General features: G+C 61.9%; 17 protein-coding genes, 1 other RNA gene and 1 pseudogene. 7 read left to right on the top strand and 12 right to left on the bottom strand.

What is annotated here, in order from left to right:
* Window positions 1-48 precede the first annotated feature (48 nt).
* Window positions 49-816, top strand: a pseudogene (locus ACJRW5_RS22850) (MCP four helix bundle domain-containing protein); the annotation flags it as partial.
* Window positions 811-1,674 (top strand): methyl-accepting chemotaxis protein, encoded by an 864-nt coding sequence (locus tag ACJRW5_RS22845; RefSeq protein ID WP_484572820.1) that lies wholly within the window; start codon window positions 811-813, stop codon window positions 1,672-1,674. The pseudogene ACJRW5_RS22850 and the gene ACJRW5_RS22845, both read left to right, overlap by 6 nt.
* Here the strand turns inward: ACJRW5_RS22845 and ACJRW5_RS22840 are convergent.
* The 7 genes from ACJRW5_RS22840 to ACJRW5_RS22810 all read right to left on the bottom strand — a co-directional run bounded on the left by ACJRW5_RS22840 (window position 1,665) and on the right by ACJRW5_RS22810 (window position 8,815).
* Window positions 1,665-1,826 (bottom strand): DUF2256 domain-containing protein, encoded by a 162-nt coding sequence (locus ACJRW5_RS22840; protein ID WP_484572778.1) that lies wholly within the window; start codon window positions 1,824-1,826, stop codon window positions 1,665-1,667. The two genes, ACJRW5_RS22845 and ACJRW5_RS22840, sit on opposite strands and share 10 nt — an antisense overlap.
* A complete protein-coding gene (locus ACJRW5_RS22835; RefSeq protein WP_484572777.1) occupies window positions 1,823-3,358 on the bottom strand; it encodes a cryptochrome/photolyase family protein in 1,536 nt (511 codons plus the stop codon). Before ACJRW5_RS22835 ends, ACJRW5_RS22840 begins: the two co-directional genes overlap by 4 nt.
* Window positions 3,355-4,701: an exonuclease domain-containing protein gene (locus ACJRW5_RS22830; RefSeq protein WP_484572776.1), complete on the bottom strand. Its 1,347-nt coding sequence runs from the start codon at window positions 4,699-4,701 to the stop codon at window positions 3,355-3,357. The genes ACJRW5_RS22835 and ACJRW5_RS22830 overlap by 4 nt, the downstream gene beginning before the upstream one ends.
* A 49-nt stretch (window positions 4,702-4,750) precedes the next feature.
* Complete coding sequence (locus ACJRW5_RS22825; protein WP_484572775.1) at window positions 4,751-5,053, bottom strand: DUF6482 family protein; 303 nt, start codon at window positions 5,051-5,053, stop codon at window positions 4,751-4,753.
* A 131-nt stretch (window positions 5,054-5,184) separates the two neighbouring features.
* Window positions 5,185-5,676, bottom strand: a complete 492-nt coding sequence (locus ACJRW5_RS22820; RefSeq protein ID WP_484572774.1) for a TIGR00645 family protein — start codon at window positions 5,674-5,676, stop codon at window positions 5,185-5,187.
* 137 nt (window positions 5,677-5,813) lie between these two features.
* The gene (locus tag ACJRW5_RS22815) at window positions 5,814-6,167 is read right to left on the bottom strand and encodes a PA4575 family protein (RefSeq protein ID WP_484572773.1); all 354 of its coding nucleotides are present in this window, start codon (window positions 6,165-6,167) and stop codon (window positions 5,814-5,816) included.
* Window positions 6,168-6,331: 164 nt separating this feature from the next.
* Window positions 6,332-8,815 carry a Lon protease family protein gene (locus ACJRW5_RS22810; protein ID WP_484572772.1) on the bottom strand — a complete coding sequence of 828 codons (2,484 nt, stop codon included), beginning with the start codon at window positions 8,813-8,815 and terminating at the stop codon, window positions 6,332-6,334.
* Window positions 8,816-9,000: 185 nt separating this feature from the next.
* On the opposite strand from ACJRW5_RS22810, the gene ACJRW5_RS22805 reads away from it, so the two are divergent.
* Window positions 9,001-10,641: a cation:proton antiporter gene (locus tag ACJRW5_RS22805; RefSeq protein ID WP_484572771.1), complete on the top strand. Its 1,641-nt coding sequence runs from the start codon at window positions 9,001-9,003 to the stop codon at window positions 10,639-10,641.
* Window positions 10,642-10,647: 6 nt separating this feature from the next.
* On the opposite strand, the gene ACJRW5_RS22800 is transcribed toward ACJRW5_RS22805, so the two are convergent.
* The 4 genes from ACJRW5_RS22800 to ACJRW5_RS22785 form a co-directional block, all read right to left on the bottom strand.
* Complete coding sequence (locus tag ACJRW5_RS22800) at window positions 10,648-13,110, bottom strand: TonB-dependent siderophore receptor (RefSeq protein ID WP_484572770.1); 2,463 nt, start codon at window positions 13,108-13,110, stop codon at window positions 10,648-10,650.
* 102 nt (window positions 13,111-13,212) lie between these two features.
* Entirely contained in the window at window positions 13,213-14,136 is a 924-nt protein-coding gene (locus tag ACJRW5_RS22795) for a DUF4880 domain-containing protein (protein ID WP_484572769.1), read from the bottom strand.
* Window positions 14,123-14,641: a sigma-70 family RNA polymerase sigma factor gene (locus ACJRW5_RS22790; RefSeq protein WP_484572768.1), complete on the bottom strand. Its 519-nt coding sequence runs from the start codon at window positions 14,639-14,641 to the stop codon at window positions 14,123-14,125. Before ACJRW5_RS22790 ends, ACJRW5_RS22795 begins: the two co-directional genes overlap by 14 nt.
* 80 nt (window positions 14,642-14,721) lie before the next feature.
* Complete coding sequence (locus ACJRW5_RS22785) at window positions 14,722-15,045, bottom strand: TraR/DksA family transcriptional regulator (protein ID WP_484572767.1); 324 nt, start codon at window positions 15,043-15,045, stop codon at window positions 14,722-14,724.
* A 210-nt stretch (window positions 15,046-15,255) separates the two neighbouring features.
* On the opposite strand from ACJRW5_RS22785, the gene ACJRW5_RS22780 reads away from it, so the two are divergent.
* Both ACJRW5_RS22780 and ACJRW5_RS22775 read left to right on the top strand, forming a co-directional pair.
* The gene (locus ACJRW5_RS22780) at window positions 15,256-17,097 is read left to right on the top strand and encodes a DUF7840 domain-containing protein (protein WP_484572766.1); all 1,842 of its coding nucleotides are present in this window, start codon (window positions 15,256-15,258) and stop codon (window positions 17,095-17,097) included.
* A 63-nt stretch (window positions 17,098-17,160) separates the two neighbouring features.
* Window positions 17,161-17,406 carry a hypothetical protein gene (locus ACJRW5_RS22775; protein ID WP_484572765.1) on the top strand — a complete coding sequence of 82 codons (246 nt, stop codon included), beginning with the start codon at window positions 17,161-17,163 and terminating at the stop codon, window positions 17,404-17,406.
* A gap of 28 nt (window positions 17,407-17,434) precedes the next feature.
* On the opposite strand, the gene ACJRW5_RS22770 is transcribed toward ACJRW5_RS22775, so the two are convergent.
* Complete coding sequence (locus tag ACJRW5_RS22770) at window positions 17,435-20,350, bottom strand: hybrid sensor histidine kinase/response regulator (protein ID WP_484572764.1); 2,916 nt, start codon at window positions 20,348-20,350, stop codon at window positions 17,435-17,437.
* A gap of 126 nt (window positions 20,351-20,476) precedes the next feature.
* Here ACJRW5_RS22770 and ssrA point away from each other — a divergent pair.
* Together ssrA and ACJRW5_RS22760 are read left to right on the top strand one after the other, a co-directional pair.
* Window positions 20,477-20,833, top strand: a transfer-messenger RNA (tmRNA) gene (gene ssrA / locus ACJRW5_RS22765).
* 40 nt (window positions 20,834-20,873) lie between these two features.
* On the top strand, window positions 20,874-23,405 hold the full coding sequence (locus tag ACJRW5_RS22760; protein WP_484572763.1) for a site-specific integrase: 2,532 nt from the start codon (window positions 20,874-20,876) through the stop codon (window positions 23,403-23,405).
* Window positions 23,406-23,540 lie beyond the last annotated feature (135 nt).

Genomic DNA, 23,540 nt, shown 5'->3' with positions numbered 1-23,540 from the left:
CGATATCGATCTGATATACGCCCCTCAGACTACTCGAGTATTGCTGCCATGAACTTCAGATCCATCTCCATCGCACCACGCGCTGCAATAGGGTTTGGTTTGATCGCCCTGCTGGTCTTCGCCCTGGGCGGTTTCGCCCTGCTGCAGATGAGCAGCATGCATGACCGCTCCAGCGAGGTCGAAGACAACTGGATACCCAGTCTCAACGCACTGAGTGATGTCACTCAGGACGTCATGCGCCTGCGCGCGGTGACCCTGCGCATGGTGCTGAGTGAAGATGCCAGGCAACTGCAGGAGAGTACGCAACGGGCCGACATGCTGCTCAGTGAGCTCAAGCGTGTGCAACAACACTACGAAGAACTGATCAGCTCAGCCGAAGAACGCGCGCAATATGAACAGTTCAAGGAGGCGGAAACGGCCTATCTGGAGCTGCGCCAGCAAATGGCTCAACACCTGCGCGATGGCAATAGCCAGGCTGCACATGACATGCTCGAAGCCGGCGTCAATCAGCATGCCGATACCATGGTAAGCACCCTCAACGCGCTCATCGCTCTGAACCGTCAGGGCGCATCCAACGCAGCACAAGCCTCGCGGAGCATCTATACCCACGCCATGCGCGGTACCCTGCTGGTCATGCTGTTGTCTGCAATTGCCACGGTAATTCTCGCATCGCTGCTGACCCGTAGCATCGTCAAACCGCTTGCCGAAGCCGTACAGGTGGCGGGCTCGGTTGCCAGCGGCAACCTGACCCTGAACTTCGACACCCAGGGCCATGACGAACCAGCCAAACTGCTGCAGGCCCTGAAGAGCATGCAGGGCAATCTACGCAGCACCATCGAGCAGATCGCCGATGCTTCCAACCAGCTGGCATCAGCGGCAGAGCAACTGAGTGCGGTGACCGATGACACTTCGCGCAACCTGCACCAGCAGAGCCTGGAGATCGATCAGGCCGCTACCGCAGTGACGGAGATGAGCAGCGCGGTGGATGAGGTGGCACGCAACGCCGCCAGCGCCTCGGAGAGCTCCAACGAATCAGGGCGCATCGCCCGCCAGGGCAGCGAACGCATCACCCAGACACTTGCTTCGATCAACCAACTGGCTACGAACGTCGACACCACCTCGAGCAATTTCGACCAGCTCGCCGGCAAGATTCGCGGCGTCAGCCAGGTGTTGGACGTCATTCGCAGCATCGCCGATCAGACCAACCTGCTCGCACTCAACGCGGCCATCGAGGCAGCCCGGGCCGGAGAGGCGGGCCGTGGCTTCGCCGTGGTCGCCGACGAAGTCCGAGCCCTGGCCCACAAGACCGGCCAGTCCACGCGCGAGATCGAAACCATGATCAGCACCGTACAGAGCGACACCGAGCAGGCGCTGCGCGCCATGGCGTCTAGCAACGGTCTGGCCCAACAGACCCTGGATATCGCTCAGGGAGCGGGCTCCGCCCTGCAGCAGATCATCCAGTCGATTGGCGAGATCAGCGAGCGCAACCTGGTGATCGCCAGCGCGACCGAAGAACAGGCGCACGTGGCTCGTGAGGTGGATCGCAACCTGGTCAACATCCGCGACCTGTCCCTGCAGAACTCGGCAGGCTCGGAACAGACCAGCACCGCCAGTCGCGCCCTGTCGAACCTGGCGGTCAACATGCAGGCGATGGTGGCGCGCTTTCAGGTGTGAGCGCTGCGCGCCGCCAGCGCAGCCGAGCGCGAACGCCGACAGCGCTCGGAGCAGTAGCGCACCTCCTCCCAGCATCGCGCCCACTTCTTGCGCCAGGTGAAAGGCAGGCCACACACCATACAGGTCTTCACCGGCAACTGGCACTTCTTCACAGCATCTCCCCGGCATCGAGCCTGGCCAGCAGACGCTCGCCCCAGTCCCACAGCGCCTGCTGCTTGGCCTCGGTCATACGCGCCAGGTTGCGATAGACCATGCCGATGCGCGGGTTGCGCTCCAGGGGTTCGCGGTGACGCATGAGAAAATGCCAGTACAGCGCATTGAACGGACAGGCCGACTCGCCGGTACTTTCGCTTACCTTGTAGCTGCAACCCTGACAGTGATTGGACATGCGCTTGATGTACTGGCCACTGGCGCAATAAGGCTTTGAGCCCAGGTAGCCGCCGTCGGCGTGCATCACCATACCCAGCGTGTTAGGCAGCTCGACCCAATCGAAGGCGTCCATGTACACGGCCAGGTACCAGTCGCAGATCGCCTTGGGCGCGATCCCCGCGAGCAGGGCGAAGTTGCCGGTGACCATCAGCCGCTGAATGTGATGTGCGTAGGCATGCTCCAGGGTCTGACCGATGGCCTGGCGCATGCAGTTCATCCGCGTCTTGCCGGTCCAGTAGAACTCCGGCAACGCCCGTGAATTACCGAAACGGTTGCCTTCGGCATAGTCCGGCATGCGCAGCCAGTAGATACCGCGTACGTACTCACGCCAGCCGATCAACTGGCGGATGAAACCTTCAGCGGCGTTCAGCGGCACGTCACCAGCGCGATAAGCCGCCTCGACCTCGGCACAGATCCGCCGCAGATCGAGCAGGCCGATATTCAGCGCTGCGCTGATGCGCGAATGAAAGAGAAAGGGCTCGCCATCAGCCATGGCGTCTTGATAGTCACCGAAATCGGCCAGGCCCTTGCCGAGAAAATGCTGCCAGAGACGCTCGGCCTGCTCGGCCGTTACCGGGTAATCGAAACCTTCCAGACTCCCGTAATGCGTGGCGAAGCGCTTGCCGACCAATGCCAGCACGTCACGCGTGATGGCGTCCGGTTCAACCTGCAGCGGCGCTGGGGCGCGCATGTCCTTGGGCAGCGCCTTGCGATTGTCGGCATCGAAGTTCCAGGCGCCCCCCTCCGGCGTGCCGTCCGGGTTGAGCAACAGGCCATTGTCGCGACGCATCTCGCGGTAGAAGAACTCCATGCGCAATTGCTTGCGCCCCTGGGCCCAGGTGGCGAAGGCCTCCCGCGAGCAAAAAAAGCGGCTGTCCTGATGCCAGTGGATCGGCACGCCGCAGTGGCGCAGGGACTGCTCCAGGCGCCAGTCGCCACACTCGGTCACATGCACTTCGGCGGGATCGAGCCGTTGCGTCCAGCGCAGCAGTTCAGCAGGCAGCGAACCGCTGTTGTCCACATCATCCAGGGCCACGTAATGCACCTCAATGCCTAGCTCGCGCAGTGCTTCGGCAAAATGGCGCATGGCACTGAAAATCAGGGCGATCTTCTTCGGGTGGTGCGGCACATGACTGGCCTCCTCCATCACCTCGGCCAGCAGTACGTGATCATGCTGCAGATCGATGTCCCTCAGGGCTCTCAGGCCGTGAGTGAGCTGGTCTCCAAGGATCAGGATCAGACGTCGCACGCTCACAGCAGCACGATCTCCATGTTCGGATGACGGCGCAGATGGCCGAGGAGGATATGGTAGGTGTCGAGGTTAAAGCCGCCATGGCGCTTGAGCAGCAGCGGCTCGACATATTCGCGGCGCTCGACCGTACCGAGATGGCGCCACTGGTCGAGCACATGCCAATGGGTCAGGCCGTATCGTTCGTCGCGCTCGACCAGAGCAACGGCGCCCGGCCACGGCCAGGCCTGGGTCTGCAGACGCTCGGCACCGGCAAGCAGCCGCGCATCGTGTTCCCGACGTGACTCTTGACCACAGCAGGCCCCAGCACAACGCCCAAGTTGGAAGGCGAAGCAAGCGCCTTGCCCCTCCTCCAGCCCGAGCACACGCAGACACAGACGTCGCTCCCGCACCTGCTCTAGCAACCACTGGCGGGCATGATGGCGCGAGCGAAACAAGCCGACATGCCTGAGGCCAGGCGCCAGCGCCCGGTGCTGGACCAGCTCGACACGCAGATCACCCAACTCCCCCGTCAATGCCCAGGTCAGCAGCTCGCGCTGTTTGCGCAAGCGGCGGTTGTACAGGGGTTGCAGGCGCTTTATCTCAGCCGACTCGAGCAGCAATGCCCCCAGTTCACCCGCCGTCGCCGTCATCTGTACGTCGCGAATCTGTTGCACCATCTGCAGGCTGCGACGATCACGGTGATCGTTCTGAAAGTGAGATATCACTCGGCGGCGCACGTTGCGGCTCTTGCCTACGTATAAATGGGCGCCACCGTCACCCAGAAAGTAGTAAACGCCCGGTCGCTCCGGCAACCGGGCCAAGCGCTCGGCGGGGAGTAATGGAGGCTGCGCAGCACTGCATAGCTGGACGTCGAGGGCTGCCGGAGCTGTCCGCACGAGCAACTGCCCAGCCAACGCCAAGGTAGCCTCTGCATCGGGTACGGCACGGTAACGAAACATGCGCGCTATACCGAAATGAGCGCAGAGCGCATCAAAGCCGGCGCTCGCCAACTCAGGAAACGCCGCTCTGGCCAGACGCAAGGTACACAGCTGAGGCGGTCGCAAAGCCTTCCACTCAGGCGACACGCGGCGCAGGAAAGCCAGGGCGAAACGAAGGTTATGCCCCACCAGTACGCGGCCACGAATGGCGCTGACGATGGCCTGCGCTTCGCTCTCGATCTTCGGTTGATCGCGTAGCTCCAGAGGGTGCAAGCCACTCAGGCTGAGCATCTGCGCTGGCAGCGCGACAGACGGTTCGAACAGCCAATGCAAGCGAGCCTCGACCTCACCGCCGTCATCAACCTGAATGATCGCCAACTCCCAGATGGCATCACGCCCCGGATGCACACCGGTGGTCTTTATCTCCACAACTGCCAGGGCCCTGCCCTGCAACGTCGCGGCCGGCACGAGGCAGCAGTCACCAGCTTGAGCGAAAGGCAATGGGCACGCGCAGGCTGTTGTCAGCCGATGGCATGCCGCACATCTCGTCATGTACGGAGCTGTGCACCAGGAAAAATGGCAACGCCGGCAGATCCTGCAATACATCACGCGCGTGCTCTATAGAACGTAGATTCAAGGTGCTGCCGCGCTCATCGACAATCGGATGGTGGCAGCCGTCCATCTGCGCTTCGAGCAGGTAGATACCGCCCTCTAGGGATATCAGGCTCAGTTCAGCAATGCGCCCTGCCTGGGCGTGAATCGACAAATCATGCAGTTTCATCGGGCTTGCCTCACGCTGCTATTGTACAAAAACTTATACAAGATAGATTTTCGTACAACAACGAAAAAGCTCAAGCCTGAAAGCAAACCGCCCGTCACATAAGGACGGGCGGTCAGAGGAAGGGGGATGATTCAGTCGTGCTTCGTCAGCTTGTCCAGATAACCCATGGCAAAGGCGGAGGCGACGAAGGTCATGTGAATGATCACGTACCACATCAGCTTCTGGTTCTCGATCTGCTGGGCGTCCATGAACATGCGCAGCAAGTGAATCGAAGAAATCGCCACGATGGACGCAGCCACCTTCATCTTCAGCGAACTGGAGTCCATCTTGCCGAGCCAGTCGAGCTTCTCCTTGCCTTCATCGATATCCAGCTGCGAGACGAAGTTCTCATAGCCGGAGATCATGACCATCACCAGCAATCCACCCACCAGCGCCATATCGATCAGCGACAGCAACACCAGAATCAGCTCCGACTCGCTCTTCTCGAAGACATGCGGAAGGATGTGAAAGATTTCCTGGAAAAATTTCAGCGACAGGGCCAGCAGTGCGAGCGACAGGCCGAAGTAGATAGGCGCCAGCAACCAGCGCGAGGCATACATCGCGTTTTCGAGAATGCGTTCCATGTAAGGCTCACAGAAGAGAAGGAAAAACGGCGGCGAGTATAACCAGCGGCCGACAACAGCAGAAGCACCGGCGATTGTGGATAACCCTCAGGCCATTATGCCGACGCTACAACAAGGTACGCTCTGGCACGCGCCCTTCAGCTGTGCCCATCGGTCTCGGGATGAAACTGGAAAGGGCCTGGGTGACTGTAGCACTCACCGTTGACACGCCGCAGTTCGGCCTGCAGATGCAGGCGCCAGATCGGCGGTTCGGCGCATTCCTCGTAACCCTGCAAAGCCAGGCTTTCGGCTATTGCAGTGAGGACGTCCTCAGCGACGAAAGGCCCGTGGAACGGGCCCTGCGCCTTGATAGCGGAAGGCTGCGCGCCCGACATTCCGGCGGCGCAGAGGAGCATCCAGCGTCCGTTGTTTCCTGCCATAGGCCTGATCACGCATTCGATACGAGTCACCAGGCCCAGGCATTGGCGGGTAAGGCAGAGGTTGCGCGACATGACGGCGACCCTCGCAGAATCCAGGCCTCAGCCTACACCCCGAGCCGCTGCAGTGGGAAGCCAAAGTTATCCACGTAATCTGTGGATAACTCTGTGCATGATGGGTGAGCAAAAACCTCACTGCAGCTGCCCCGGGCGATCCGGGGCAATCGCGCAAGATCTGATCAGCTGGCAGGGCTCTCGCCTTCATCCTTCTTGCGGCGCGGCGCCTTGGCAGGCTTGGCGACGGCCGCTTCGGCTTTAGCCTTGTCGCCTTCGACCGGTTTGCTCTCTTCCTCCAGACCGATTTCGGCAATATCACGCAGACGCTCGACCACCCGGGCGTTGACGCTGCCTTTGGGGAAACGGCCTTTCTCGTCTGGGTGTCCGGCCGGCTCGCCGACCAGCAGGCTCAGTGCCTCGTCGACATGGCGCACGGCGTAGACGTTGAACTGGCCGGCACGCACGGCCTGCAGCACGCGATCATCGAGCATCAGGTTGGCGACGTTGGAATGCGGAATGATCGCCCCCTGCTCGCCCGTCAGGCCGCGCGCCTCGCAGAGACGGAAGAAGCCTTCGATCTTCTCGTTGACCCCACCGACCGCCTGCACTTCACCGAACTGGTTGATCGAACCGGTAATGGCGAAGCACTGTTTGAGCGGCGTGCGCGACAGTGCCGAAATCAGCGTGCAGACCTCGCCAAGCGAGGCGCTGTCGCCGTCGACGTAGCCGTAGGACTGCTCCAGGGCGATGCTCGCGGAGATTTCCAGGGGGAACTCCTGGGCGTAACGGCTGCCGAGGAAGCCGGTCAGGATCATCACCCCCTTGGAGTGGATCGACTGGCCGAGGCTGACCTCACGCTCGATGTCGACGATGCCGCTGCCGCCTGGGTAGACGGTGGCGGAAATCCGCGCCGGCACGCCGAAGGCGGAGTCGCCGACCTCCAGCACGGTCAGGCCGTTGCACTTGCCCACCGCAGCGCCGCTGGTGTCGATGAGGATGATGCCGGCCAGCATGTCGTCGATGATCCGCGCCGATACACGCCCGGTGCGGGTAGCCTTGGCCTTGAGCGCACGCTCGATATGACCGACCTCGGTAATGCTTTCACCGGCCAACTGACGAATGAAGTCGGCCTCACTGACCAGTTGGAAAAGATCGCCGATACGCGCCGACAAACGCCCCTGGTGCTCGGCCAGACGCGCGCTGTAAGTGGCCAGACGCGCCACGGCGGCGCCGGTCAGCGGCGCCATGCCCTCTTCCGAGGTACGCGTCTTCATCAACTGGGCGAACTGTTCCAGGCTGTCTTCGGCCAGCGGAATGTCCTCGTCGAAGTCGACCAGTACGCGGAACATCTCCTGGAAGTCCGGATCGGCATCCTGCAGCGCGTAATAGAGCTGGCGCGACCCGATGATCACCACCTTGAGCCGCAGCGGGATGACCTGCGGGTTGAGGGTTACGGTAGCGATCCGGCCCAGGTCCCCCAGTGGCGATTCCATCTTCAGTTGACGCGAATGCAGGGCACGTTTCAGGGCTTCCCAGACGAAGGGTTCGCCGAGCAGTTTTTCCGCCTCGACCACCAGATAGCCACCGTTGGCGCGGTGCAGCGCTCCCGGCCGCAACTGCCGGTAGCTGGTGTACAGGGCGCCCTGGTCGGAGCTGTACTCGATGCGGCCGAACAGGTTGTCGTAGGTCGGGTGCGACTCGAATACCACCGGCGCCCCGCCGTCGGCATGGTGACCGACCACCAGGCTCGGGCAGTACATTTCCTCCAGCAGTTTGCGCAGTTGCGGGTCGGCCTTGTCCACGTCGACCAGTTGCTCGACGGCGGTTTTCAGCAGGTTCACCTGCATAGCCTGCAAATAGGCACAGACGCCGGCGTTCTCCGCGTACTTCTCCGACAGCGGCGCCAACAGGGGCTGCAGCGCGACGGTAATGGTTTCTTCATTGAGCTGACGCAGCAGATTGCTCGACTCGCGCTTCCACTGCGGCAGGCTGGCCAGTTCTTCGTTCAGGCGTTCTTCCAGCTCGGCGATATCGGCATGGAAACGCTCACGGTCGGCCTCCGGCAACTGGGCGAACTCGGCTTCGTCGAGTGCCTTGCCTTCAGCCATAGGGGTGAAGGCAATATTGCTGCTGTCGCGATACAGGGCTACACCCTTCTCCAGCGCCAGACGCTCGATCACGTCCAGCGCCTGGTCATAGCGCTTGTTGAAGGTGCGATCGATGGCACTCTTCTTCTGCTGGTAAGTCGGCGTCTCGAACACCGCCGGGAAGGTGGCCAGCAGGTTGTCGACCAACTGGTTGATATCGGCGATGAACGCGCTCGCGGTGCCTGCTGGCAGCTCCAGTGCGCGCGGCTCGCGCGGCTCGTCGAAGTGATTGACGTAAACCCGGTCAGCCGGGGTCTCCATACGCTTGGCCTCGGCCTTGAGGTAGCGCTGGACGAAGGAAAAGCGACCGGTACCCGGCTCACCCATGACGAACACGTTGTAGCCCGGGCGCGGCATGGCCACGCCGAACTGCAAGGCCTCGACCGCGCGGGCCTGGCCCAGCACGCCGCGGAAAGGTTCGAGATCATCGGTGCTGGCGAAGTTGAACTGCTCGGGAGCGAAGGGGCGGGTCAGCGATTCGGGGGCAAGGCGCAAAGCATCGAGGCTACGCTTGGACATTGGCGATCCTTATAGCGGGCGGAAGTTTCCGCAAAACATGGGGTGATTCTGGGCCTGTGGCGCGAAGAGGATCAAGGCTTGATTCAGCTCAGGGTGAAAAATCCGTGCGCCGATAAGCTGCAGGGAGCGTCAGCAGACCAAGCCCGCGACAACGACGGGTCATGCCAACATCAGGAAGCTTGCCTATGAGTGCCTTTCAGGAAATCGCCGCCCTGCTCAGCCTGTCCGCGTTGCTGGGCATGCTCGCCGTGCGCCTGCGCCAGCCGTTGATCATCGCCTACATCTTCGTCGGCATTCTCGCCGGCCCGGCGGTGATGAACCTCTCCGGCGATCACAGTTCCATCAACCTGCTGTCGGAAATCGGCATCACCGTGCTGCTGTTCGTGGTCGGCCTGAAGCTGGACATGCACCTGGTCCGCACCCTCGGTCCGGTAGCGCTGGCCACCGGCCTCGGCCAGCTGACCTTCACCATCCTGTTCGGCCTGCTGCTGTGCCGCCTGCTCGGCCTGGACTGGGTCAGCGCCGGCTATGTGGCGGTGGCGCTGACCTTCTCCAGCACCATCATCATCGTCAAGCTGCTGTCCGACAAAGGCGAGATCGACTCGCTGCACGGGCGCATTGCCATGGGCTTTCTGATCGTGCAGGACATCGCCGTGGTACTGGCCATGCTGGTGATCAGCCTGCTGCAGCCGGCTGGCGGCAACCCGGCCGGGCTGTCGCCGCTGGCCTTGCTCGGTGCCCTGCTGGCCAGCCTGGTTATGCTCTATCTGATCGCCCGGTATGTGCTGCCACGCCTGCTGGTACCAATGGCGCGCTCGCCGGAACTGCTGATGCTGGTGGCGGTGGCCTGGGGCACGCTGCTGGCCGGCGGCGCCGAGGCGCTGGGGCTGTCCAAGGAGCTGGGGGCGTTTCTCGCCGGCTTCTGCCTGGCCTCGACGCCACTACGCGAAGCCATCGCCAGCCGCCTGACCAGCCTGCGCGACTTCCTCCTGCTGTTCTTCTTCCTGCACATGGGCATCCAGCTCGACTTCGGCTACCTGCATGCGCAGGTCGGCAGCGCCCTGCTGCTGTCGCTGTTCGTGCTGGTCGGCAACCCGCTGATCGTCATGGCCATCATGGGCGCCATGGGCTACCGCAAGCGCACCAGCTTCATGGCCGGGCTGACCGTGGCGCAGATCAGCGAGTTCTCCATCATCTTCGTCGCCATGGGCATCAGCCTCGGCCACGTCGGCGGCGCGGCGCTGGGCCTGACCACCCTGGTGGGGATCATCACCATCACCCTGTCGACTTACATGATTCTCTACTCGCAGCCGCTGTTCGAGCGTTTATCGCCCTGGCTGGGCGTGTTCGAGCGGCGCGTGGCGCACCGCGAGAACGCCGAGGACAACGCCCCTGAGCAAGCGCAACCGGAAGTGATCGTCTACGGCCTGGGCCGCTACGGTCGCCAGCTCAGCCATCGCCTGCAGGACGCTGGCCTGCGCGTGCTCGGCGTCGACTTCGACCCGCAGGCGCTGGCCAGCGCGCGGCTGGCCGGGCTACAGGTGTGCTACGGCGATGCCGAGGACGCCGACTTCATCGCCCACCTGCCGTTGCAGCAGGCGCGCGCGCTGGTCAGCACCATTCCCCAGCGCGAGGTCAACGCCATCCTCCTGCGCGCCGCACGCAGCGGCGGCTTCCGTGGCAACGTCACCCTCAGCGCGTTCCGCGAGGGCGACCTGGAAGCCTTCACCCGTGCCGGCGCCGCCAGCGTGCTGCAACCCTATATCGACGCCGCCGAGTCGGCGGCGCGGCGGGTGCAGGAGGAGATCGGCCAGACGCCTGCCTGAGCCGGATCAGAACTCGCCGCGCAGGGTCAGAGAAAAGTTGCGTGGCTCGCCGTAGTAGTAGTTGGCACCGGTAATCCCGATTTTCTCGTAGTAGTACTTGTCGAACAGGTTGTTGGCGTTGAACTGCGCCGAGTAATGCTCGTTGAAGCGATACGCGAGCATGGCGTTGTAGATCGCGTAACCGGCCTGCTCGGCACGGGCGGTACCGGCGTTGTTGGTGGCATAGATATCGCTTTGCGCCTGAACCCCGCCGCCTACTGTCCAGTTGGAGAACTGTCCCGGCAGTTTGTAGCTGGTGAACACGCGCAGCAGATGCTTGGGATCGGTAGTACGCAGCGCGTTGCCCTGGTTGTTGGCTGTGTCCTTCAGGTATTCGGTGGTGGTGTAGGTGTAGCCGCCACCGACCTGCCAGCCCGGCAGCACCTCACCCGATATTTCCAGTTCGACGCCTTCGCTGCGGCTCTTGCCGGCAGCCGTCTTGCAGTAGCCGGTCGGGTAGTACGGCAGACATTGCTGCACACCATTGGTGATGGATGGATCGTCCAGCGCCCTGCCGATCAGATTGGTACGGAACACGGCAACGGAACTGTTGAGGCGCCCCTCGTAGAACTCGCCCTTGAGACCTAGCTCATACACCTCGCCCGTCATCGGCTCAAGTACCGAACCGGCGGCATCGAACACGGCCTGCGGGGCGAAGATCTCGGTGTAGCTGGTATAGGCACTGATGTTGTCGGTCAGGTCGTAGATCAACGCCGCGTAGGGAACGACCTCACGGGTGACCTTGTAATCTCCGGTGGTGCTGGTGAGATTCTCGAAGTCGTACCAGTTCAGGCGCGCACCGATGATGGCGGTCAGCGGGTCGGCCAGCGACAGGTTCAGGCTGGCGTATGCGGCCTTCTGGGTGGTGATGGTGTGTGTCTGCGGGTTGGCCTGGGGCGCAATACGCTCCTTGTTCACGTTCGAAGGATCCCAATTGCGCACGTCCACGCCGCGAGCGTTATAGCCCCACACCGACTCGACGCCGATCGCGTCTGCCTCGTTCCACTCGGCGCCCACGGTGAGGCGATGCTCACGCCCCAACAGCTCGAACGGGCCATCCAGAACGGCACCGACATTGCTGTAGTTGGTCCGCCCACCGCCGTCGTTGAAGTTGTAGTTCACATCCCACAGATAGGGATTGGTGGTACCCGAGGTCCTGGCCAGCGAGGTCTGCTGGAAGCCGTGATCCTTGTAAGCCAGACGGCTGCGGTTGGCGTTCAGCTTGAGGTTCCAACCATTGTCGAAGGCATGCTCCAGCTCGGCGAATGCATGAGTGTTGGTGCGGTCCCAACGAGCCCAGTTGGCGCCCAGGAATGTCGAACGGGAAAATGGCAACGGTGAGCCATCGAAGTCGGGAACCAGCCCGCCCCATGCCCCCGTGGCCTCGATTTCGCTGTACTCCAGGCCGCCAGTTACTGTGGTGCGATCACTCAAGTCAGCAGCCAGCACCGTATAGAGCACGTTCTTGCGCTCCATGCGGGTGTCCTGGAAGAAATCCTTGTCATCGTGCACGGCAATCACTCGTCCACGGATATTGCCGCCTTCGGTCAGCGGGCCGGACAGATCCATCACATAACGATTGGCATCCCATGATCCAAGGGTGTAACTGGCCGAGCCCTGGAACTCGCGCGTCGGCCGCTTGCGCACCATGTTGACGACACCGGACGGGTTGCCCGAGCCGCGCAACATGCCGCTGGCGCCTCGTAGTACCTCGACGTGATCAAGAGTGGCTACATCCGGCTGGATGAAGTTGCCGCTGCGCCAGTCGACGTTGATTGTCGAGCCATCGAACTGCAAGGCATCGATCTGATAACCGCGCGAGTAATAGTTGACCCGTTCGCTGTCGGTCTGGTCCACCACCACACCCGGCGTTTGCTGCAGCATCTGCTTGAGATTGGTGATGTTCTGATCCTGCATGCGCTGCTCGGTCAGGACCGTGACCGATTGCGGCGTACGGCGCAGCGACTGCGGCGCCTTGCCGATGCTGACGCTGCCGGTGGTGTAAGAGCCGCTGCCCTCGGTGACGCCGCCGAGCCGGCTGCCGATCACGCTGCTCGCGCCAAGATCCAGGGCATCGCTGCTGTCGCCTTGCGGCACCAGCACGAAGGCACCCGGTGCTTGCGTCTGACCACGCAAACCGCTGCCATACAGCAGTGTGTCGAGCGCCTGTTGCACATCGGCCTCGGCATCGATCCCCGGGCTGCGTTTGTCACGCACGTCCGCTTCGCTGTAGGACAGGCTGACGCCCGCCTGGCGCGCCAGTTGATCCAGCGCCACATCCAGCGGCCCGGCGGCGATCCGCCAGTGCTGACGTTGCTCGCTGGCTGGCGGCGCATCCGCCGCCCAGGCGGAGCTGGCCGCCGTACTCAGGGCAAGGCCGAGAATGGCCGCGTGCAGGGCGCGGGCCAGGGGAGAAACTGAAGCGGTCATCGCATACTCCGTATCAAGATCGGCAGAGCGGCCTGTATTCGGCCTTCTCTTACTGGTCGAACGAAATGAGAATCCACCTCAATTATTTTTTTGTGCCGCAATTCAGGCCCTGGCGCCGACCGTGACCCAGTAACCGGTGCGGTAATCCACACGGATCGGCAGGGTACCGGCGAGCAGCGCCAGCACACGGTCGGTGTCGCCGAGCTGGAAGGTGCCGGAAACCTTCAGCTGCGCCACCTCGTCACGGCAGTACAGCAGGCCGTGGCGGTAGCGCGACAGCTCGGCGAGGAAGGCCCGCAGCGGCATGCCACGGGCACTGAGCACGCCGTCGCTCCAGCCCCAAGGATCGAGCCCGCTGTCACTGGCCGGGCGAATGGCCAGGCCGTCGAACTGCACCCGCTGCCCCGCCGCGACACTGGCCGAGGCTCCGGCCACGGTGAGCGCCACCTGCCCCTCCTGCACCGCCAGCAGGCTGCCGCCGGCTTCGTTCTGACGCAGCAGGAAGCGCCCCAGTGCCTGCAGCGAACCATCGCGCGCGCGCAGTTGCAGCGGCTGGCGGCGGGTTTCGGCGAGCAGTTCGCCGTAGTGCAAATGCATTCGCCGCTGCGGTACATCGATATCCAGTGCGGTGGCGCTGTTCAGTTGCACTTGCAAGTCGTCACCCAGCGCCAGCTGGCGACGTTCGCCAACGCCGCTGCGATAGTCGGCCATCAGCCCCGGCAAGGCTTGCGTGCGTGAGCCTGCCAGGCCGAGTACTCCGACGCCGACACACAAACCAAGCAATTTCAGACCCTGGCGCCGGTTAATACGCCGGCTGGCGCCCTGCAGGGTACTGCGACTCAGCGCCGGCGGCAGGTTGGCAAAGCGCTCGCTGGCCTGGTTGACCCTCTGCCAGGCCTGCTCATGCTCGGGCGAAGTCGCCAACCAGCGCTCGAAACGCTCGACGGTGTGCGCATCGGGCTGGTTGTACTGCAACTGCACCAACCAGGCGACGCCCTGCTCGACCAGATCTTCAGAGCGGCTCATGGCAGCTCCGATAGCAAGCCAGCAGTGCCTTGGCCAGGTCACGTTCGACGGTGGCCCGCGACATGCCAACGCGCTCGGCAATCTGCGGGCAGGTCAGACCATCGAGTTGCGCCAGCAGGAATACCTGACGCACCCGCGGCTTGAGGCCATCGAGCACGCGGCCGAGCTGCTCCAGGGTTTCAAGCAGCAGCAGGCGCTCTTCCTCGGACGGCACCTGCGCTTCGTCGAAGTGACTGATGCTCTCCAGATAGGCCTGTTCCAGCGCCCGCCGGCGGTACTGATCAATCATCAGACCGCGGGCAACACTGCCCAGATAAGCGCGCGGGTTGAGCAGCAAGCCGCTGGGCTTGCCACTGCGTAACAGGCGCACGAACACGTCCTGGGCCAGGTCGGCGGCGTTGTCACGGCAGCCCACCCGCCGGCTGATCCAGCCATGCAGCCAGGAGCGGTGTTCACGATAGAGCTGATCGAGGGTCGGGCTATCACCCGAAGCGTTGCGGGACATGAGACGATGAAAGATTAATTGATAATAGTTCTCAATTTATCCTTTCATCCCAGCCACTGCAATCCTGCCTTGGCAAAACCTCAGCAGTTACTGGTCATCTCAGTCACACAACCCAGACAATATTCCGCTGCCGGCAATGCGCTCAGCCGCGATTCGGCAATCGCGCCGCCGCAACGCAGACAAATCCCGTAGCGGCCTTCGGCCAGGCGTTGCTGGGCATGATTGACCAGCTGCAAAGCGATTTCCGCTTCGGCCAGCAGGGCCTCCAGGACCTCGTCGTTCTGTCGCTGTTGCGCCTGTTCGGCTGAATCCTGCTCATGCTGACGGCTCAGATCACGGCGGATGGCAACGGCACGTTCGCGGTACTCCCGGGCCAGCGCATCGAGGGCTTGATGATGGCTCATGGCGACTCTCCTGAGTAGCAAGCAAACCCCGCTGAATATCTTGCGCAACAACAAGCAAGGCGTCAGCAGACCAGACAGCAGTGTGCGCCGATAGCGCCAGTAAACCCTGACATCGATCAATAGTTGCCGAAATGCTCATCCTGTGCTGCCTTGACAGCCACAGCGGCGCCGGCCAACGCTCGGCCATTCGCCCGCAGAAGACGTACTCTCGTGAAGATCCTGTTCGTTCTCCTCGCCTTCGGCCTCAGCCCGCTCGTGCAGGCCGCCAGCCCCGCCCGCCTGACGCAGCTGGCGGCCGATCCCTACTGGATCGCCCTGGGCCACTACGAAACCGGCAAGCTTGGCGGCTGGCGCAGTTACATCGACGATGACGACTTTTTTCTCGCAGAAGATGGCGCGAGCGATCCAGCTGCGGAACTCCAGGCGACACTGAAAGCGCTGTACCAACCCGCAGAGCTGGGCGACCGCCACCCGCAGTGCGTCTACCCCGCGCGCACGCGCTGGCTCAAGGCACAATTGCAACTCGATGACCTGCCCCGACCGGACTGCGCCGAGTACCGCCGCTGGCTCGCCGACATCAACCCGCACAGTACCGTGCTGGTGTTCCCCGCCGCCTACCTGAACAGCCCGTCGTCGATGTTCGGCCACACCCTGCTGCGCATCGACCAGGCTGACGTCGACAGCCACAACACCGCCCTGCTCAGCTATGCGCTGAACTTCGGCGCCTTTATCGAAGGAGACGACAACAGCATCCTCTACGCCTGGCGCGGGCTGATGGGCGGCTATCCGGGGCTGTTCGCCCTGGTGCCGTACCGCGACAAGCTCAGCGAGTACAACCGTCTGGAAAACCGCGACCTGTGGGAGTACCGCCTGAACCTCACGGCAGAAGAAACCACGCGCATGGTCGAGCACGTCTGGGAACTCAAGCAGATCCGCTTCGACTATTTCTTCTTCGACGAAAACTGCTCCTACCGCCTGCTCGAGCTGCTGGAAATCGCCCGCCCCGGCATCGAACTAACCGAGCACTTTCCGCTCACCGCCATCCCCACCGACACCGTGCGCGCCGTCAAGGACGCCGGGCTGGTGGAGCGCATCGACTATCGCCCTTCGCGTGAGCGCGAGCTGCTAGAGCGTGCCGCCCCGCTGGACGCCGACGAGCAGGCCTGGGTACTTCGCCTCAGCCAGGATCCAGCACAACTGACTGACGCCGCCTTCACCGCCCTGCCCGCCGAGCGCCGCGCCTTGATGCAGGATGCCGCCTTCCGCCTGGTGCGCTACCATGCCAACGACGAAGCGCGCAGCAGCAACGCCCAGCGCAGTTTCCAGTTGCTCGGCGCCATCAGCCGCAATCCGCCGCCGCCGCTGGACATCGAGCGCCCGCCGCTGCCCGAGGACGGCCACGAGTCACGCACTTGGCAACTGGCCGGCGGCAGCCGTGACGATCGCGCCTTCGCCGAGTACGGCCTGCGCATGGCCTACCACGACCTCAACGACAACCTCGACGGTTTCCCGCTCGGTGCGCAGATCGAGATATTCCAGCTCAAGCTACGCCAGTACGAGCACAACCACTGGCAATTGCAGCGCCTGGACCTGGCCAACATCCGCTCGCTGACGCCGCGCAACGCCCTGCTGCAACCGCTGTCCTGGCAGGTCGGCGGCGGGCTGGAGCGGGTGCTCGGTGAAGACGGCGACACGCCGCTGGTGGCCCACCTCAGCGGTGGTGCAGGCGCCAGCTGGCAATTGCAGGGCAACCTGCTCGGCTTCGCCCTCGGCACCGCGCGCCTGGAATACAACGAAGACTTCACCGCCGCGCTCAGCCCGGCGCTGGGCTTCAACGCCGGCCTGCTCTGGCGCAACCCGCTGGGCAACCTGACAGTGGAGGCGGCCGGCGACTACTTCCACAACGGCGAAGTGCGCCGGCGCCTGTCACTCAACCAACAGTGGGAAATCTCCCGCAACCTCGGCCTGCGCCTCGGCGCCCAGCGCGAATTCAGCCAGCTCGCCAGCCCGGTCAACGAGGTGAAGCTGGAGCTGCGCTGGTATCACTACTGAGCCAGCAAGCAGATGGCGGGCTTCTATACTGAGGTTCCCATCACCCGCTTCAGGAGAACCGCCATGCGTCGCACGCTCATGTTTCTCGCCGCCACACTGATCAGCCTGCCGCTCTGGGCCATGCACTGCCCGCAGGATATGGCCAAGATCGATGCCCAACTACAAAGCGATCCCCCCAGCGATCCCGAGGTGCTGGCCAAGGTGCAGGAGCTGCGTGCAGAGGGTGAAGCCCTGCACAAGGCTGGCGATCATGCCGAATCGGTCAAGGTGCTGGGCGAAGCGCTGGATCTGCTGTCCGCTAGCGAATGACCATGCCATGGGCGCGTGAAAGAGCTTGCTAGAAGCCGCTGTACAGCAAGCTCAACGCCAACTGTCGCAGCGCCTGGAGATCAACCGGTTTGCTCAGACAGACGGTCGCACCGCGTGCCCTGGCGTCCTCGAACAGACGCTCATCGGCCACCGCGCTGATCACCAGCACTGGCACATTACGCAGGCGTGGCTCGGCACGCATCGCATCAAGCACCCGTAACCCGTTACCGTCGGTCAGATCGATGTCCAGCAGTACCAATGCCGGCTCGCCCAGCTCTAAATCGGCCAACGCGCTCTGGCATGTGCTGACACCCCGAACTTCTGCGAACTCCTTGAGAGAGGCCTGCAGCATCTTCATGCAGGCTGGGTAATCTTCGATACACAGCACCTGAACCAGGCTCCGCACGCTGTGCGTCCGGATATTGTCCGCACGGTTGCCGTCAGCCTCCGGACTCGCAGCGCTGGGTAAGTCGAGCCAGAAACGACTCCCTACACCTGGCTCGCTGCGTAGACCGATCGCACCGTTCATCAACGTGGCCAGTTCCCGGCAAAGCACCAGGCCGATGCCAGTACCGGGAATGTTGGAGCTCTCACGTCCCAGACGCTGGAACGGCTGGAACAACAGCGCCTGCTGTTCTCTCGACAGCCCCGATCCAGTGTCGTCTACCCAAAGCCGTATGCAGTCAGTTCGCACCTCGTACCCCATGCGAATCATCCCGCGCGGGCTGTTGTACTTGATCGCATTGGAGAGCAGGTTGAGCAGAATCTGCCGCACCCGCCGCGGATCGCCCTGCACGAAGAGCTGCAGATCAGCCGGCTCCATGACCTGCAGGTGCAGCTGTTTCTGCTGCACCTCTGGCTGAATCAACTCGGCACAGCCACTGAGCAGCGTACCGATGTCGATGGCCTGAAGCTGCAACTGCTGACGTCGACTCTCGATACTGGACAGGTCGAGGATGTCATCGACCAGCGAAGTGAGATGGCGGCTGGCACTGACTATTTCACGTGAGTAATCGGTCTCCAGCTTGGCGTCCGGCTTGTCCTGCACCTCCATCTCGATCAGTTGGGCGAAACCATGTATGGCATTGAGTGGCGTACGCAGCTCATGGCTCATGCTCGACAGGAAACGGCTCTTGGCCTGGCTCGCCGCATGTGCCTCAAGGCTCGCGTGACGCAGTTCCTCCTCGACCTGCTTGAGCCGGGTGATATCCACGTGCGTCCCCGCGATACGCAGCGGCCAGCCGTTCTCGTCCCGCGCCAGGACCTTGCCACGGCTGAGCAGCCAGAGGTAATCGCCATGGCAGTCGAGGTAGCGATACTCCGCATCGAAGTATTCCTCGCCACTATCGGCGAACAGCTTGCGTAAATGACGCAGGCGCTCCAGGTCATCCGGATGTACACGCTGGTTGAACTCGCTGAGCGTCAACAGCGAAGCCCCAAGACCGAAGCGCCGTACGAAACGCTCGCTGAGTTCGATGGTCAGGCTGGTCGTGTCGATCTGCCAGAGGCTTTCGGTGGTGCTCTCCAGCACCAGTTGCAGGATGCTATGCGTCTGCAGACGCTCCAGCTCACTGGCGTGCAGCTGTTTGCCTGCCTGCTGTACCGCCTCGGCCAGATCACCAATCTCCGCAATATGGCTAGCCGGTGCCGCTGGCAGGTAGTTGCCCTGACCGAGGCTCGTGGCCATATCGACAATGCCGGAGATAGGGTTCGACAACTGGTCGCTCAGCTTCCGCGAACGCGACCACATCACGGCGAAGAACAACAGATAGAAAGCCAGCAGCCCCGCAATCATCAGGTAACCGATCTGCATATAGCGCTCGGCCAACTGGTTGGTCTCATGGAAGATCTGCTCTTCATCCACCACCAGAAGCAACCGCCAGCCGGTTTGTGGAATCTCGCTCCAGGCCACCAGTTGCTTGCGGCCACCCAAAATCACTTCCTGGACGCTGGCATTGCCTTCGCTCATGGCAGTCAGCAACGGCGCCATACCGTCGCGCTTGGCGAGACTGAAGTCTTCAGGCTTGAGTACTTCGCGACGCACCGCTTCCTCGTAGGAATACTGGGTCAGCTCGCGCAAACCGAAGTCCAGCTCACCGGCTTTGGGCAGCGCCATGATGTTGTGATCGCGACTGACCAACATCGCGTAGCCCTGCCACGGCACATTGAGCTCGGCAATCTCGCCCAGCATCTGTCCAACCGTGACATCCAAACCCACTACGCCTTCGAGAAAATCCTCGCGATAGACCGGAGCAATGGCCGACATCATCCACCCCTGCCCCGCCGGATCCAGATAGACCTCGGTCCATACCTCATTGCGCTCGGGGTTGTGCTTGGCATCTGCGAGGTAATAGAAGTTGTAATCCGGTATCACCATATCGTGGGGATACTGTGCCGGCGTATCGAACCAGGGATAGATGCGGTTGTAGCTGTCCCAGCTGTTGAAATACAGCGCCGCGACCAGCGGATTGGCCTGCCGAATCGAACGCATCAACGGATCGACTTGCGACAAGCGCATGACCTTGGCGTGATCCTGCTGCGCCAGCGGCGTGCTGCTGGCATAAAAGGACGCGGCACGCCCATCGTCACTGCGGGTATAGAAAACCCCAGACGCAGTCAGCGCATGGCGCTGGGCCTCGATGTCATCAGCCTTGAAACGGATGTCGAGCAAAGCGTCATGCGTGGCATCGCGGTACACCTGCAACAACGATTCGATAGAGCGCAGTCGCCCATCGATAATCTGCCCCTCGCGCCGTGCTGCGCTTGCCAGATCCTTGACCGCTGCCTCTTGCAGATGCTCCACTTGGGCATCGCGAATAGCCTGATTGCTCAGCAAATACACCGCAATCAGCACCGACTCCACCAGAACCAAAGGAATCAGCGCGCTTTGTACAAAAGCCCGCCAGATCCACTGACGCAGAGGTTGGCGGCTGGAACTCGGCATTGCAGCTCCTTGAGACAGATGTGCAGACGCGGGCCGCTATCATAGCCTCACGGCGTCGAATCCGCAGTCGACGCAGAGGAACCTTTCCCGTACACTCCGCGTCCTAGATGTAACCACGAAAGTTTTGGGGCCGATTAGGATTCGACGCCGGTAGCGAAACTTGAGGGGCATGCCGAGTAGGTGACAGTTCTCGTAAATCCGCTGCCACAATTTGATAGTTGCCAACGACGACAACTACGCTCTGGCCGCCTAAGGGCGCCAGCTGACCCTAGGGGATGCCTGTAAACCCGAAGATCTGGTCAGTCATATAGAACAGGATCGCCGCCAAGTTCGCTGCAGACGTAACGGCTAAAACTCATGCAGCTCGCTCCAAGCACCCTGCCACTCGGGCGGCGCGGAGTTAACTCAGTAGAGATGGCTAAGCATGTAGAACCAATAGCGGAGAGCTGGCGGACGGGGGTTCAAATCCCCCCGGCTCCACCAATCATGAAGCTAAGTCTTTGATTTTAAAGACTTAATCGAAATGAGGTTCAAACCGAGTCTGGAAATTTCTCAGAAATTTCCACTGACGACGAGGTTGAACCCCATGCAACACCTAGCTCATTACCTGTACCGCGACAGCAACGACCAGCTGGTTTTCCGGCTGATCCTCCCTCGCCTGCTTCAGCAGCGCTTCCCATACGTCCCTCGCGAAATTCGCTGGCCGCTCGATGGCATGTCCGTCGAAGACGCCCGTGAACTGGCCCTGGAACTGGCCGAACGTATCCGCCAACTCCGCTTTCGCCTTGGCGAAATCAAGACGGGTGAAGGCCTGCAGCACGAATTGGCCGCCATTCGGACGTCCATCCGCCCGCTCGGCCCGCAGACAGCTCCGCGTAAAGCAGCGCCGCCGCACAGCTCGCAAATTGCTTGCCCGGTGCAGGATCTCACCCTGACCATTGGCCGCCAGCGCTACGAGCAACTGCGCCACATGCCCACCTTCATGCTGCGCGAAGCACGGCAATTCACCCTGCAAGTGCCGCTCCCCGACCTCCTGGGTGCTGCCTATCCCCTGATGCTGAAAACCCAGGTATTCGAGCTGCACACACTGGATTCGGCAGAAGCACAGCAACGTGCCCAATTCATTCTGCAGGGCATGGCTGAGTTGAAGGAACTACTGGAACAGCACCTACAGCGCGGCGAATGGTTTCCGCTCTATCACGCCAGCTTCCAACTGGAAGCGCTGCGTCGCTACCTCCTGCCTGAGCACGGCCTGCATTTCCGGCATAACCCCCGTTGGCTGGCACTGCGCCCTACGGACCTGCGTGAGCGCGACCACGAGTTCCTGCGCAAACTCGATAGCCCGGCAGGCGCCAGCAATCCGGCCCACTGCCTGCACCCCGCGATCGGCTCACCCCATCTGCTTGATGTCGACATGCCGGCGCTGCTGCACAGCAACTATCCCCAGCTTCCCGCTCGGCTGACGTTCGACCTGCACACCCACGACCTGCATGAAGCCGTGCTCAAGTCGGGCTTTGTACTGGAACGCTTCGACTGGCTGTCAGGGCTGGTTCTTCAGGGCCAGCAGTTTGGCAGTGGCATCCCCACACTCAACGAACTGCGCATTCATGTCGAGGCCATACGTGCGCGACTGCGCCCTGACAGCGATATGCCAATCCCACCGGGACAAACGCCACCGACAGCACCAACTCCGGATCACAACGAAAACTGGGCCATACCGAGTTCTCACCTGGACTCGGCGCCGGCAAACCCACTCGGCGCACTGTTCGCTGGAGGCCTGGTGCCTCAACACGAGCAATCACCCGATGCCCGTATGACCATTCAGCAATTGATGGAGCGCTACCGCCGTGACCAAGAGCTGACCGGGCAATGGTCGCATCAGGGAACGCGCTTTCTGAACTGCGCAAGGCTCGAAGCCGCCTGCGAGCTGCTGGGCCCTTTGCGCCCGATCCAGTCAGTAACGACGGAGGACTTTCGTAACCTCCGCACGGCGCTGATGATGTATCCCCGAAATCGGCGCCAGATTCGCGAACTCAATGACACGCCTATCCATGTCCTGATCGAGCAAGGTGGATACGAAGTCGTGCATCCCAAGACCGCGAAGAAATACTTCGACCTGGCCCGAGCCATGTTTCGCTTCGCCTACGAGAACGAATGGATCGCCCGCGACATTGCCGGCCCCGTCCGGCTCAAGGAGAAGGCCCGCAAGCGTAGCGCTCGAGTACGGCGTGCGTACACTCCGCAAGAGCTTGAACAACTGCTCAACGGACCGGTGTACGTCTGCCCGAAAGTACCGCGCTGGCGCATGGATGACTTCAAATTCTGGCTGCCGCTGTTGGGCCTGTTCACCGGGTCTCGATTGAATGAGCTGTGCCAACTGACAATCGAGGATATCCACCAGACACCTTGCGGTGTCTGGGTGATTAGCCACAACCTGAACCATCCTCACAAGCTGCTGAAAAATAGCAGCAGTGCTCGCGATATCCCACTGCATTCCGTGCTGCTGGAGAAAGGCTTTCTCGATTTCGTCGCACAGCGACGTGCCGCTGCGAAATCCAGCAAAGAGCTACTGTTTCCGGAAATGCGTGCCGATACCCGTCGAGCGCACAGCCATATCGCTTCGCGCTGGTTCTGTGGCGATCCCCAGCGGGCCGGCTACTTACAGCAGTGCGGATTTCCGCGCCTCAATGGCCTTAGCTTCCATTCACTACGACACACCTTCATCAATCAGCTCCGACAGACAGGAGTCGATCAAGCGCGGATTCAGGCCCTTACGGGGCATAGCAATGACTCCACTACCGCGGAGTACGGCGACGATTACAGCATCGAGATCAAGCAACAGACCATCGAAATGCTGCGTTTCAAGGTCGACCTCAGCCAGATCGACTATGCGCATTACCAGCGGTTGCAGAAACATTCACATCAGCCTGGTCGCCCAGGACGCAGTCACGAACAACCGCACAGACCACGTAAATCCCTTGGGATCGACGGTAGCGACAACAGGCCATTGGTGAATTGGCTCAAGGATCCGCGACCAGGCTTATCTCTGACGTAGACCGCCCAACCAAGAGTAAGGAGCAGCCGAGCTAGCCATAGCTCAGCTGCTTTTACTTGCCTTGATCGCCCCTAACGTATCCAACCTAAAGCCATCGAAAAAAGACCTCCTGCCTGGATGTATGAGTCGAGTCAA

Source organism: Pseudomonas pichavaramensis (genome assembly GCF_050473265.1).
In the GTDB taxonomy this organism is placed as follows: domain Bacteria; phylum Pseudomonadota; class Gammaproteobacteria; order Pseudomonadales; family Pseudomonadaceae; genus Aquipseudomonas.
The sequence above is the reverse complement of the archived record's forward strand: the minus strand, read 5'-3'. Positions and strand labels throughout refer to the sequence as shown.